This window comes from Cryobacterium sp. N21, from assembly GCF_002929575.1.
Lineage (GTDB): Bacteria > Actinomycetota > Actinomycetes > Actinomycetales > Microbacteriaceae > Cryobacterium > Cryobacterium flavum.
In genome coordinates this window covers 139,548-152,663 of record NZ_PJJQ01000031.1, presented here as the reverse complement: position 1 = coordinate 152,663, position 13,116 = coordinate 139,548, and the positions used below count along the sequence as shown (strand labels likewise).

The 13,116-nt window shown below is 66.1% G+C and carries 9 protein-coding genes; 6 read left to right on the top strand and 3 right to left on the bottom strand.

All coding sequences use genetic code 11. The features are described from left to right. The first annotated feature begins 57 nt into the window (after nucleotides 1–57). A complete protein-coding gene (locus CXY77_RS08065) occupies nucleotides 58–963 on the top strand; it encodes a sulfurtransferase (protein WP_104129922.1) in 906 nt (301 codons plus the stop codon). Next, nucleotides 960–1,388 (top strand): SufE family protein, encoded by a 429-nt coding sequence (locus CXY77_RS08060; protein ID WP_233197312.1) that lies wholly within the window; start codon nucleotides 960–962, stop codon nucleotides 1,386–1,388. Before CXY77_RS08065 ends, CXY77_RS08060 begins: the two co-directional genes overlap by 4 nt. Before the next feature lie 3 nt (nucleotides 1,389–1,391). On the opposite strand, the gene CXY77_RS08055 is transcribed toward CXY77_RS08060, so the two are convergent. After that, a complete protein-coding gene (locus tag CXY77_RS08055; protein WP_104090420.1) occupies nucleotides 1,392–2,603 on the bottom strand; it encodes a S9 family peptidase in 1,212 nt (403 codons plus the stop codon). Between the two features lie 64 nt (nucleotides 2,604–2,667). Between CXY77_RS08055 and CXY77_RS08050 the strand changes: the two genes are divergently transcribed. From CXY77_RS08050 to CXY77_RS08035, 4 genes are all read left to right on the top strand, one after another. Beyond that, on the top strand, nucleotides 2,668–3,258 hold the full coding sequence (locus CXY77_RS08050) for a DUF3000 domain-containing protein (protein ID WP_092340012.1): 591 nt from the start codon (nucleotides 2,668–2,670) through the stop codon (nucleotides 3,256–3,258). Beyond that, complete coding sequence (locus tag CXY77_RS08045) at nucleotides 3,251–4,474, top strand: HRDC domain-containing protein (protein WP_104090422.1); 1,224 nt, start codon at nucleotides 3,251–3,253, stop codon at nucleotides 4,472–4,474. The genes CXY77_RS08050 and CXY77_RS08045 overlap by 8 nt, the downstream gene beginning before the upstream one ends. 110 nt (nucleotides 4,475–4,584) lie before the next feature. After that, entirely contained in the window at nucleotides 4,585–5,790 is a 1,206-nt protein-coding gene (locus tag CXY77_RS08040) for a thiolase family protein (RefSeq protein WP_104090423.1), read from the top strand. Then, entirely contained in the window at nucleotides 5,787–7,952 is a 2,166-nt protein-coding gene (locus CXY77_RS08035) for a 3-hydroxyacyl-CoA dehydrogenase NAD-binding domain-containing protein (RefSeq protein WP_092340009.1), read from the top strand. The genes CXY77_RS08040 and CXY77_RS08035 overlap by 4 nt, the downstream gene beginning before the upstream one ends. 143 nt (nucleotides 7,953–8,095) lie before the next feature. Here the strand turns inward: CXY77_RS08035 and dxs are convergent, their stop codons facing one another. Both dxs and acnA read right to left on the bottom strand, forming a co-directional pair. Beyond that, nucleotides 8,096–10,045 (bottom strand): 1-deoxy-D-xylulose-5-phosphate synthase, encoded by a 1,950-nt coding sequence (gene dxs, locus CXY77_RS08030; RefSeq protein WP_092340008.1) that lies wholly within the window; start codon nucleotides 10,043–10,045, stop codon nucleotides 8,096–8,098. Nucleotides 10,046–10,175: 130 nt separating this feature from the next. Further along, nucleotides 10,176–13,022, bottom strand: a complete 2,847-nt coding sequence (gene acnA / locus CXY77_RS08025) for an aconitate hydratase AcnA (RefSeq protein ID WP_104129921.1) — start codon at nucleotides 13,020–13,022, stop codon at nucleotides 10,176–10,178. Nucleotides 13,023–13,116 lie beyond the last annotated feature (94 nt).

Genomic DNA, 13,116 nt, shown 5'->3' with positions numbered 1-13,116 from the left:
TAAGCCTAATCCGCGGTCAACCCGAATCCGTATGCATCCGGTCCACATGGAGGTTACATGTCTGCCCCGTTCGACCCGACCGAAAAGTTTGCCGCCTACGCCCACCCATCCAAACTGGTTTCGACCCAATGGCTGGCCGAACACCGCGGTGACGCCGGACTGGTCGTTGTGGAGTCCGACGAAGACGTTTTGCTCTACGAGGTGGGGCACATCCCCGGCTCGGTGAAGATCGATTGGCACACCGACCTCAACGACAAGGTCAACCGTGACTACATCGACGGTGCTGCCTTCTCCGCGCTCATGACCAGCAAGGGCATCACCCGCGACAGCACGGTCATCATCTATGGCGACAAGAGCAACTGGTGGGCCGCCTATGCCCTCTGGGTGTTCACCCTGTTCGGCCACGACGATGTTCGCCTGCTCGACGGCGGACGCACCAAGTGGCTCGCCGAAGACCGCGAGATCACCACGACGGCATCCCCGGTCACCCGCACGGATTACCCCGTGATCGAGCGTAATGATGCCCCGATTCGTGCGTTCAAAGCGGATGTTCTCGCTCACTTCGGTAACCCGCTCATCGACGTGCGCTCCGACGAGGAATACAGCGGCGCCCGCACGACGATGCCCGCCTACCCCGAAGAGGGCGCCCTGCGCGGCGGCCACATTCCTTCCGCCGCCTCTGTCCCGTGGGCCAGGGCCGCGGCCAACGACTCCACTTTTCGTACCCGCTCCGAACTCGACGGCATCTACCTAGGCGAAGCTGGACTCGCCGCGGGCGACGACGTGATCGCCTATTGCCGCATCGGCGAGCGGTCGAGCCACACCTGGTTCGTGCTGACCCACCTGCTCGGCTTCGACAACGTGCGCAACTACGACGGTTCCTGGACCGAATGGGGCAACGCCGTGGCCGTGCCGATCGCGGTCGGCAGCGCGCCCGGAACTGCACCGGCGCCGCGCCCGTGAGCACGGACCTGCTGAATGAGATTCGCGAGGACTTTCTCGCGCTCGAGCAGAAGGACCGTTTGCTCCTGCTGCTGGAGTTCGCCAACGAGTTGCCCGAACTTCCGCAGAAATTTCAGGACCACCCCGATCTGCTCGAACGAGTCATTGAATGCCAGTCCCCAGTGTTCATCTTCGTCGAAGTGGATGCCGACGGCGCGTTTCACCTGCACGCGACAGCACCGCGAGAGTCGCCGACCACCCGCGGGTTCGCGTCGATCCTGGCCCAGGGCCTGGACGGCCTTAGCGCCGAGGAGGTGCTGGCGGTTCCCGACGACTATTCGCAGTCGATCGGTCTGAGCGAGGCAGTGTCTCCGCTGCGCCTGCGCGGCATGAGCGCGATGCTCGGCCGGGCCAAACGTCAGCTCCGGGATCGCCTCGCCGCCTGATCCTCAGACCGCGGAACTCGGCAGCGCGGCCAGCCAGGCCGCGATCTCGGCGTTCCACCGGGCGGGATCGTAGTTCCACAGTTTGGTATGCCGGGCTTCGCTGAACGCCACGAAGGTCACTGTGTCGGGCCGGAGCCCGGCCAGCCGGCGCGACCCGGTGGCCGGCACGAAGCCGTCGTCGTCGCTGTGCAGCAGCAGAATGGGCCGGTGCAGGTCGCGCGCCCTGGCCACGAAGTCGAGCCGCTTGAAATCGATCGGCTCGGTCTGCCCGGTGAGGCGCCTGGCCCAGCCTGCGCCCATAACTGCGACCGCGCCGCGGGCGATCAGAACCGGCAGCCGCCGGTCTCTCGCCTGCGCTGCGACAACGTCGGTCCAGTCGATTACGGGAGATTCCAGCACGACACCGCTGATCCGGTGCGGGTGCGCGCTGCGGGTGAGGGTCTGCAACACCACGGCGCCGCCCATCGACCAGCCCATCAGCACGATGCTCGTCGCACCGTGCGCGGCGGCGTAGGCGATCGCGGCGTCCACGTCGGGCCATTCGGTGTCGCCGAGGCCGTACCGACCGTCAGCGCTCGCGGGGGCGTCGCCGTCGTTGCGATAGGAGACGAGCAACGACGTGTAACCGGCCGCGCGAAAGACCGGCACCGCCCGCAAGGCCTCCTCGCGGCGCACCGCCCGACCGTGCACCTGGATCACCCACCGTGTCGACCGGGCCTCGGCATCCGCTGGAAAGAGCCACGCGGGAGCGAGTCCGAGGGGTGCGGGAACGGCGACCTCGGTCCATTCGAAGCCCAGATCGGCAGGGCCCTGATAGAGCCAGCCGCTGAACCGGCCACGGCGGGCCACCTGGAGGTCACCGTAGTCGACAGCGAGGATGCGCCGGGTGACGGTCGTCGCCGTGCGCGCGGTGATCTCACCGACCCGGGCGTGGCCGGTACCGGCGCTGAAGAAGAAGCTGTAGTCGCCAGGCAGCACGGAATCGCGGTGGCGTTGCAGCGTGATGGTCGCGTTCGGCAGGTCGACCGCGACGACCCTGGTGTCGTCGGTCCGCGCTGTCGGCGGGGTGACGATGGTCTTTGCCATGACTGCAGAGAGCACACCGACGGCGCTCACGACAGCTACGGCGGAGCCCGCGACGACGATACCGGTCAGGCCGAGAATCGCACGCAGAACGTGGTGGTGGCGCTCGTTTGGGGGCTGTGGGTCGTGCATGTGCACCTCCGACTGGTCGGCGTGCCTCACGGACAACACCCAGAAAAAACTCTAGTCTGCAGACGTGCCCGAAACAGATCAATCGCTCCCCGCGGAGTTTGCCGCGGCATTGACCGCGATTCGCCGCGCCACGAGCCGGGCCGAATTAGTCGTCACCGAAATTGCCGCGCCCGCCCAGCTCGCCCCGTATTCGATCGCCCTGGCCGCGAATATCCAGCCGGTGCGGCACGGAAGCGATTCCGACCTGGGTACCGGTCGCTTCATTCTGCTCTATGACCCGGAGGAGCCCGAAGGCTGGAACGGAGCCTTTCGCGTGGTCTGTTTCGCGCAGGCACCGCTCGAAGTGGAGATCGGCCTCGACCCGTTTCTGGCCGAGGTCACGTGGGCCTGGCTCGTCGACGCTCTCAACTCCCGCAAGGCCCGGTACACCGCGGCCTCCGGAACGGCGACTAAAATAATCTCGTCAGGCTTTGGCGAACTCGCCAAACAGGGGGATGGCGCGCAGATTGAGCTGCGCGCGTCGTGGACACCCCTGGATCACAATCTCACCGCCCACGTCGAGGGCTGGGGCGAGCTGCTCTGCATGCTGGCCGGCCTCCCTCCCGCTGGGGAAGGAGTCAGTATGTTGTCAGCACGCCGAGCAGCCCGTGGCTGAATCGCAGTCCAAGCAGAGCACCGTCCAACACCAGGTCGTTGACACCCGCGAGGCCTACCTCGCCGCCACCGCCGCCCTGGCCGCCGGTAACGGGCCGGTCGGGGTCGACGCTGAGCGGGCATCCGGTTTCACCTACTCGCAACGCGCGTACCTGATTCAGATCTATCGCCGCGGCGCTGGCACGTTTCTGTTCGACCCGCCGCCGATCGGTGATTTCTACGAGCTGAACGAAGCGCTGGCCGATGAGGAATGGATCCTGCACGCCGCGAGTCAGGACCTCGCCTGCCTGCGTGAGGTCGGCCTCGACCCGGCACACATCTTCGACACCGAGCTTGCCGCGCGGCTGCTCGGTATTCCGCGGGTCGGCCTCGGCGCCGTGGTGGAAGAGCTGCTCGGAATTCACCTCGCCAAGGAACATTCAGCGGCGAACTGGTCGACGAGGCCCCTGCCCGAATCCTGGCTGGTTTACGCCGCCCTCGACGTCGAGCTCCTGCCCGACCTGCGCGATCGCATGGTCGACCTGCTGGTCGAGTCCGACAAGACCGAGATTGCCGCCCAGGAATTCGCCGCGACCCTGTCCAAGGAGGCCAAGGCCGCCCGAGTCGACCCGTGGCGGCGACTGTCGGGTCTGCACTCGCTGCGCAGCCAGCGCAACCTCGCTGTCGCCCGGGAACTCTGGTTGGCCCGCGACGAGTTCGCGCGCGACGTGGACGTCTCCCCCGGCCGTCTCGTGCCCGACGCCTCCCTGCTCGCTGCCGCCCGGGTTCTTCCGGCGACCCGGCAGGCGCTCTCCGACCTGCGCGAGTTCAATGGTCGGGCGAGCCGCAACGAGCTCGACCGCTGGTGGGCTGCGATCCAGCGCGGCCGCGCCACCACTGACCTGCCCGCGCTCAAGGCGAGCAACGACACCCTGCCACCGCCTCGGGCGTGGGCCGACCGCAATCCGGAAGCCGACGTGCGCTACAAAGCGGCACGCGCCGCACTGCAGGCCCTCTCAGACAAGGTCGAGATTCCCCTGGAGAATCTGCTCACGCCCGACTACCTGCGTCGGGTGGCCTGGACGCCGCCGGAGCCGCTGGATGCGGCATCCGTTGGACAAGCCTTGACCAATTCGGGAGCACGGCACTGGCAAGTTGACGTGACCGCACAATTAATAGCGGATGCTTTTGTAGAAGTTCCACAAACGGCCGACCCGGCCTCGGATCTGGAGTCGTAGAAACCGGCAAACGATTCGGGCGGCCATTTTTGCCACTCTAGGATCGGACCAGACCTTGCAGATGCGATGCCAAGCGGCCGCGTCTGCGTGAATCATCTACGGGAGGCATTGTGGCCGAGAGAGCAGAAGTCGTTTTTGTGGACGGAGTTCGAACCCCGTTCGGACGCGCCGGCGAAAAGGGCATGTATTGGAACACCCGAGCCGATGACCTCGTGGTCAAGGCGATTATCGGGCTGATGGAACGTAACCCCGGCGTCCCGCCGGAACGAATCGACGACGTCGCGATCGCGGCCACGACCCAGACCGGCGACCAGGGACTGACCCTGGGGCGCACGGCCGCGCTGCTGGCCGGCCTGCCGAAATCGGTTCCCGGTTTCGCCATCGACCGGATGTGCGCCGGGGCGATGACCGCCGTCACCATGATGGGATCATCGATCGGTTTCGGCGCCTACGACCTCGCCATCGCCGGCGGCGTCGAGCACATGGGCCGCCACCCGATGGGGTTCGGGGCCGACCCGAACCCGCGGTTCCTCTCCGAGCGGCTGGTCAGCGAGGACGCCCTCAACATGGGCGCGACCGCCGAACGCATTCACGACCGGTTCCCGTCGTACACCAAGGAACGCTCCGACCGGTTCGCACTGCGCAGCCAGCAGAAGGTCGCCGCGGCTTACGAGGCCGGAAACATTCAGCCGGACCTAATTCCCGTTGCCACGCGCAGCGAATCCGGCTGGGGCCTCGCGACCCGGGACGAGGCACCGCGCCCGGAGACCACACTCGAGGGCCTCGCCGGTCTGCGCACGCCGTTCCGTTCGCACGGCCGCGTTACGGCCGGCAACGCCTCCGGCCTGAATGACGGCGCATCCGCTTGCCTGCTGGCCAGCGGCGCCACGGCCAAGGAACTTGGCCTCGGCGTGAAGATGACCATGAAAAGCTTCGCCTTCGCCGGCGTTGAACCGGAGGTCATGGGCCTCGGGCCGGTGCCCTCCACCGAGAAGGCGCTGCGCAAGGCGGGCCTGTCGATCACCGACATCGGCCTGTTCGAGCTCAACGAAGCCTTTGCCGTGCAGGTCATCTCCTTTCTCGACCACTTTGGCATTGACGACGAAGATCCCCGCGTGAACGAGTATGGCGGGGCGATCGCGCTGGGGCATCCGCTCGCCTCCTCGGGCGTTCGCCTGATGAACCAGCTCGCCCACCAGTTCGAGTCGCACCCCGAGGTGCGCTACGGTTTGACCGCCATGTGCATCGGCCTCGGCCAGGGCGGCACCGTGATTTGGGAAAACCCGCACTTCAACAAGAAGGCAGCCAAGCGATGACCGACTACAGTTCCCTCGATTTCTCCTCGCTCGTCGCGATCTCGGCCGACGAGGTCGTCACGCATTCCTTCGTGCGCGACGTGCCGCTCGGTGGCGGCCGCACCCTGGCCCTGGTCACTCTCGACAACGGGCGCGACCACACCCGGCCAAACACACTCGGCCCGGTCACCCTGCTCGAATTCGCCGCCACCATGGACGAGCTGACAGCCCGTGCCGGACGCGGCGAGATCCACGGTGTCGCCGTCACCGGCAAGCCGTTCATCCTGGCCGCCGGCGCCGACCTCAGCAAGGTGGCCGAGATTCCCTCGCTCGAAGCCGGCAAGCTGCTCAGCCAGCTCGGTCACCACGCCCTGGGCAAGCTCGACACTCTCGGCGTACCCTCGTTCGTGTTCATCAACGGGCTCGCACTCGGCGGCGGCCTCGAAATCGGCCTGAACGCCGGCTACCGCACCGTCGACGCGGCCGTGCCGGCGATCGCGCTGCCCGAGGTGTTTCTCGGCCTGATCCCCGGCTGGGGCGGATCCTACCTGCTGCCCAACCTGATCGGCATCGAGAACGCCCTCAAGGTCATCATCGAGAACCCGCTCAAGAACAACCGCACCCTCACCGGAGCGGATGCCCTCGCCCTCGGAATCGCTGATGTCATGTTCACGTCGGCGCGGTTCCTCGAAGACTCCATCGATTGGGCCGACGGCGTCATCGCTGGCACGACGACGGTGGCCCGCCCGAATGTGCCCGGCAAGATCGAACGCCTGGTGAAGTGGGACGTCGCCGTCGGCATCGCCCGCAAGATGCTGGTGAACCGTATTGGCGAGGTCGCGAAGTCGCCGTACGTGGCACTCGACCTGCTGCAGGCGGCCAAGAGCGGCACGCGCGCCGAGGGCTTCGAGCGTGAGGACGTGGCCCTGGCCGGTCTCATCGCCGGAGACCAGCTGCAGGCCAGTATCTACGCCTTCAACCTCGTGCAGAAGCGCGCCAAGCGCCCCGCCGGAGCGCCGGACAAGAAACTGGCCCGCCCGATCACCAAGGTCGGCGTTATTGGCGCGGGCCTCATGGCCAGCCAGTTCGCGCTGCTCTTCGTGCGTCGCCTCCGGGTGCCAGTGGTCATCACCGACCTCGACCAGGCACGCGTCGACAAGGGTGTGGCGTACATCCACGGCGAGATCGCGGCCCTCGAGACCAAGAGCCGCATCTCAGCGGATGAAGCCAACCGGCTTCGCGCGCTCGTCACGGGAACCACCGACAAGTCGTTGTTCTCCGACGCCGACTGGGTGATCGAGGCCGTCTTCGAAGAGCTCGGCGTGAAGCAGTCGGTGTTCGCCGAGATCGAGAAGTACATCTCGCCCGAGGCCATTCTGGCCACGAACACCTCGTCGCTCTCGGTCGAACAGATCGGGTCGAAGCTGGCCCACCCGGAGCGCCTGGTCGGGTTCCACTTCTTCAACCCGGTGGCGGTCATGCCGCTCATCGAAGTGGTCAACACCCCGCAGACCGACGAGGTCACCCTCGCGACCGCGATGGTGATCGCCGGCAAGCTGCGCAAGAACGCGGTGATCACCAGGGACACACCCGGCTTCGTGGTGAACCGGGTGCTGGCCAAGCTGCTCGGTGAAGCGATGCACGCCGTCGACACCGGAACCCCGTTCGAGGTCGTTGAGGCCGCTGTGGCGCCGTTCGGGCTGCCGATGACCCCGTTCGAGCTGCTCGAGCTGGTCGGCCTCACCGTGGGCGCTCACGTGCTCGACACGCACCATGCGGCGTTCCCCGACCGGTTCTTCGAGAGTGACAACCTGCACAAGCTCGCCGAACACGGCAAGATCCTCGAGCGCGATGGCAAGGGCCGCCGCACGGGCTTCGACAAGGGCGCGCTGAAGATCGTCGCCGGCGGAAGCACTCCAATGACGGCCGAGCAGATTCTGCAGCGGGTCGAAGATGGCCTGGTCGACGAGATCAAGCGGATGCTGGACGACGACGTGGTGCACGCGGCCGAGGACATCGACCTGTGCATGATCCTCGGTGCCGGCTGGCCGTTCCAGATGGGCGGGATCACCCCGTACCTCGACCGGGTCGGCGCGAGCGAGCGGGTCTTCGGCGGAACGTTCCACACCCCGCCGATCCGCGGGATCGGTGCTGCGGTCGGGGCGGCATCCGCTCAGAACTAGCGAGCACTGCACTAACGAGAACAGGGCTCGGTCTGCACGACCGGGCCCACCCTATGGCCACGGGCCCAGTTTATAAGCTGGGCCCGTGGACGGGGCCTGGGCCCCGTCCCGTCCGTATTCGGGACGCGCGTGCCGGGCGGGAGTTAGTCGCGGCGGGTTACCTGGATGGCACCGGTGTCGGTGTGATCGGCCGGCAGCGGTCGGGCGTTTGGAATCTTGCTGCCGAGCACCATGGCAACGACATCGCGAGCGATGCGTTGCGGGGTGAGGCCGACCCGCTCGAGAATCTCGGCCCGGGTACCGTGATCGAGGAACTGGTCGGGCAGGCCGAGTTCGGTCACCGCTGTGTCGACGCCGGCCTCGCGCAAATCCTGACGAATTCGCGTGCCGATCCCGCCGACTCGAATGCCATCTTCGATCGTGACGACGATGCGGTGAGCGGCGGCGAGGGTGATGATGCTCTGCGGCACGGGAACGACCCAGCGTGGGTCGACGACCGTTGCGCCGATCCCCTGCGCTGCCAGCCGGTCGGCCACGTCGAGCCCCATCGCCGCCATCGGACCGACCGTCACGATGAGGACATCCTGCTGGGTCGCCTCCTGGAGCACGTCAACGCCGTCGTCGAGACGGCGAATGGCATCGTATTCGTGGCCGACCGTGCCCTTGGGGTTGCGCACCACCGTTGGTCCGTCGTCGACCGCGACGGCCTCAGCCAGTTCTTCACGCAGTCGCGTGGAATCGCGCGGCGCGGCCAGGCGGATATTGGGTACGACCTGCAAAATGGCGAGGTCCCACATACCGTGGTGGCTGGGACCGTCCGGCCCGGTGACGCCGGACCGGTCCAGCACGAAGGTGACGCCGGCTTTGTGCAGGGCCACGTCCATGAGCACCTGGTCGAAGGCCCGGTTGATGAACGTTGCGTACAGTGCCACGACGGGATGCAGGCCACCGAAGGCGAGCCCGGCCGCACTGGTCACCGCGTGCTGCTCGGCGATTCCCACGTCGTGCACGCGGGACGGGAAGCGCTCGGCCATCTTGTGCAGTCCGGTGGGCCGCAGCATGGCGGCGGTGATCGCGACGATTCGATCGTTCTCGATAGCGAGCTTCAGCAGCTCGTCGGCAAAGACCGACGTGTACGACTGGGCGCCGGGTTCTTCGACCGATTCCCCGGTCTCCGGGTCGATCTGTCCGACGGCATGAAACTGGTCGGCCACGTCCTGCACGGCTGGGTCGTAGCCCTTGCCCTTTTGGGTGATGGCGTGCACGATGACCGGCGCTCCGTAGCCCCTGGCCTGGGCCAGGGCCTCTTGCATCGCGTGCACGTCGTGGCCGTCGATGGGGCCGATGTATTTGATGTCGAGGTTGGAGTACAGGGCCTCGTTGTTGGTGACGCGGGCGAGGAACCCGTGCATGCCGCCGCGTACGCCGCGCCAGACGGCCCGCCCGGGCGCACCGAGGCGATCGAATACGTCCTTGCTGGTGAGGTACGCATCCCGGTAACTGGCGCGAGTGCGGATGGTGTTGAGGAAGCGGGCCATGCCGCCGATGGTCGGCGCGTAGGAGCGCCCGTTGTCGTTGACCACGATGATGAGCTTGCGGGTGTTGTCATCGCTGATGTTGTTGAGCGCTTCCCAGGTCATTCCCCCGGTCAGTGCTCCGTCGCCGACGACGGCGACGACGTGGCGGTCGTTCTGGCCGGTGATCTCGAAGGCCCGGGAGATTCCGTCTGCCCAGGACAGCGAGCTGGAGGCGTGGGAACTCTCGACGATGTCGTGTTCGGACTCGGAGCGCTGCGGGTAGCCGGCCAGGCCGCCCAACTGCCGCAGCTTGCTGAAGTCCTGCCGCCCGGTGAGCAGCTTGTGCACGTAGGACTGGTGCCCCGTGTCGAAGACGATCGCGTCGGTCGGCGAGTGAAAGACCCGGTGGATGGCGATGGTCAGTTCCACCACGCCGAGGTTCGGCCCGAGGTGGCCACCCGTCTTGGAGACCTCGCGCACCAGAAAGGCGCGAATCTCCGCGGCCAGCTGCGGCAATTGCTCTTTCGAGAGACCATCGAGGTCCCGGGGACCATGAATCGTCTCCAGAAGAGTCATCCGTCGTCCTTTCACGTCGTGCGTTCCCACGACTGCTCATCAAACCAAACCAGCGCGCAGACTCGAATGAATCGAGTCTACGCGCCGCTGTCGTACTGGTGGAGCGCCCACCAGCAGTGCGCGTGCCGGTCTAGACGAGCGAGCGCAGAACGTACTGCAGGATGCCGCCGTTGCGGTAATACTCGGCTTCGCCTGGGGTATCGATGCGCACGATGGCGTCGAATTCGACCGCTGCCTTGCCGACGGCCGAGAATTCACTCGGAGCGCAGGTCACGTGCACGGTCTTCGGGGTCGTGCCGTTGTTCAGCTCGGTGATGCCCGAGATAGAAACGATCTCGGTACCATCGAGGCCGAGCGAGTCGGCGCTCTGCCCCACCGGGAACTGCAGGGGCACAACGCCCATGCCGATGAGGTTCGAGCGGTGGATGCGCTCGAAGCTCTCCACGATGACGGCCTTGACACCGAGAAGGCTCGTGCCCTTGGCTGCCCAGTCACGGCTGGAGCCCGAACCATACTCCTTGCCACCGAAGATGACGAGGGGGGTACCGGCGGCCTGGTAGTTCTGGCTGGCATCGTAGATGTCGGCCTTCGGGCCTCCGGCGACGCTGAAGTCACGGGTGAAACCACCCTCGACGTTGTCGAGGAGCTGGTTGCGCAGACGGATGTTCGCGAACGTTCCGCGAATCATGACCTCGTGGTTGCCCCGACGCGAGCCGTAGGAGTTGTAGTCGCCGCGCTCGATGCCGTGCTCGGCCAGATAGCGACCGGCGGGGCCGTCTGCCTTGATCGAACCAGCGGGGCTGATGTGGTCAGTGGTGACGGAGTCGCCGAGCTTGGCGAGCACCCGAGCACCAGAGATGTCGACAACCGGGCTGGTTTCCAGGCTCATGCCGTCAAAGTACGGGGGCTTGCGGACGTACGTGGACTCGGCGTCCCAGGCGAAGGTATCGCCGACGGGAGTCTCGAGCGACTGCCAGCGCTCGTCGCCGTCGAAGACGCCGGCGTACTGGGTCTCGAACATGTTCGAGTCGATGGACTCGTCGATGGTCTTCTGCACCTCGTCGGCGTCGGGCCAGATGTCCTTGAGGAACACATCGTTGCCCTCGTGGTCTGTGCCGAGCGAGTCGGCGTCGAAGTCGAAGTTCATCGTGCCGGCGAGGGCGTAGGCGATGACGAGCGGCGGGCTGGCCAGATAGTTCATCTTCACGTCGGGGTTGATGCGTCCCTCAAAGTTGCGGTTACCGGAGAGCACGGCGGTAACGGCGAGGTCATTCTCCTGCACGGCAGAAGAGATTTCGTCTTCGAGCGGGCCCGAGTTGCCGATGCAGGTGGTGCAGCCGTAGCCAACCAGGTAGAAGCCGAGGTCTTCGAGGTAGCCGTTGAGGCCTGCCTTCGCGTAATACTCGGTGACGACCTTGGAGCCGGGAGCGAGCGTGGTTTTGACCCACGGCTTGCTCTTGAGGCCCTTGAGGCTCGCGTTGCGGGCCAGCAGGCCGGCCGCGAGCATGACGCTCGGGTTCGACGTGTTGGTGCAGGAGGTGATGGCGGCGATGGCAACCGAGCCGTTGTCGATCGTGAACTCACGGCCGTCGGCAAGGGTGACGTCGGTGGGCTGCGGGTGCGACTGCGTCGGGTGGCTGGTGTGACGGGTCAGACCGCTTTCGAACGCGTGGTTGTGCGCGCTGTGTTCGTCCTGGGGGGTGAGGCCGATCGGGTCGGAGGCCGGGAAAGTACCCTCTATTGCCGCGTCCACGAGGGAGACGGGCGCGTTGGCGTAGTTGTCCAGGTCGCGTTCGAACTGGGTCTTGGCTTCGGAGAGGATGATGCGGTCCTGCGGGCGCTTCGGTCCGGCGATCGAGGGGACGACCGTGGAGAGGTCGAGCTCGAGGTACTCGCTGAAGATCGGCTCCTGGTCGGGGTTGTGCCAGAGGCCCTGCAGCTTCGAGTAGGCCTCGACCAGCGCGACCTGCTCCTCGCTGCGACCGGTGAGGCGCAGGTAGCCGAGGGTGACATCGTCGATCGGGAACATGGCGGCCGTAGAGCCGAACTCGGGGCTCATGTTGCCGATGGTGGCGCGGTTCGCGAGCGGAACGGATGCCACACCCGATCCGTAGAATTCTACGAACTTGCCGACTACTCCGTGCCCCCGGAGCATCTGCGTGATTGTGAGCACGACATCCGTTGCGGTGACGCCGGCCGGGATGATGCCCGAAAGCTTGAAGCCGACAACCTTGGGGATGAGCATGGAGACCGACTGGCCGAGCATTGCTGCTTCTGCTTCGATTCCGCCGACGCCCCAGCCGAGCACTCCGAGGCCGTTGACCATGGTGGTGTGCGAGTCGGTGCCGACGCAGGTGTCGGGGTAGGCCTGCAGGACGCCACCCACCTCGCGGGTCATGGTGACGCGGGCGAGGTATTCGATGTTGACCTGGTGCACGATGCCGGTTCCCGGGGGAACGACCTTGAAGTCGTCGAACGCGGTCTGGCCCCAGCGGAGGAACTGGTAGCGCTCACCGTTGCGCTCGTATTCGATCTCGACGTTGCGCTCGAACGAGTCGGACGTTCCGAACAGGTCGGCGACGACGGAGTGGTCGATGACCATTTCGGTCGGGGCGAGCGGGTTGATCTTCTTGGCGTCGCCGCCGAGTTCGACGAGTGCCTCTCGCATTGTGGCGAGGTCGACGATGCAGGGAACGCCGGTGAAGTCCTGCATGACGACGCGAGCCGGCGTGTACTGGATCTCGGTGTCGGGCTCCGCGGTGGGTACCCACGCGCCGAGGGCACGAATGTGCTCGGCGGTGATGTTGGCGCCGTCTTCGGTGCGGAGGAGGTTCTCCAGCAGCACCTTCAGGCTGTATGGCAGCTTTTCGTAGCCGTCGACCGCGTCCAGACGAAAGACTTCATAGTCCGTCGAACCGACGCGCAGGGTGTCTTTGGCTCCGAAGCTATTAACCGCGGTCTTTGTTGATTCCGACACAATGCCCTCTCCGTTGTGGGAGCCGACGGGATACCGGCGGCAGTCCTCAATTCTTGTGGCAGGCACAGCCTCGTGCCAGCAAGGCAAGCCTAAC

Bases quoted from the DNA above. Each gene is read 5' to 3' on its own strand.
- CXY77_RS08055 (WP_104090420.1), bottom strand. From the start codon at position 2,603: ATGCACGACCCACAGCCCCCAAACGAGCGCCACCACCACGTTCTGCGT.
- dxs (WP_092340008.1), bottom strand. From the start codon at position 10,045: ATGACTCTTCTGGAGACGATTCATGGTCCCCGGGACCTCGATGGTCTC.
- CXY77_RS08065 (WP_104129922.1), top strand. From the start codon at position 58: ATGTCTGCCCCGTTCGACCCGACCGAAAAGTTTGCCGCCTACGCCCAC.
- CXY77_RS08035 (WP_092340009.1), top strand. From the start codon at position 5,787: ATGACCGACTACAGTTCCCTCGATTTCTCCTCGCTCGTCGCGATCTCG.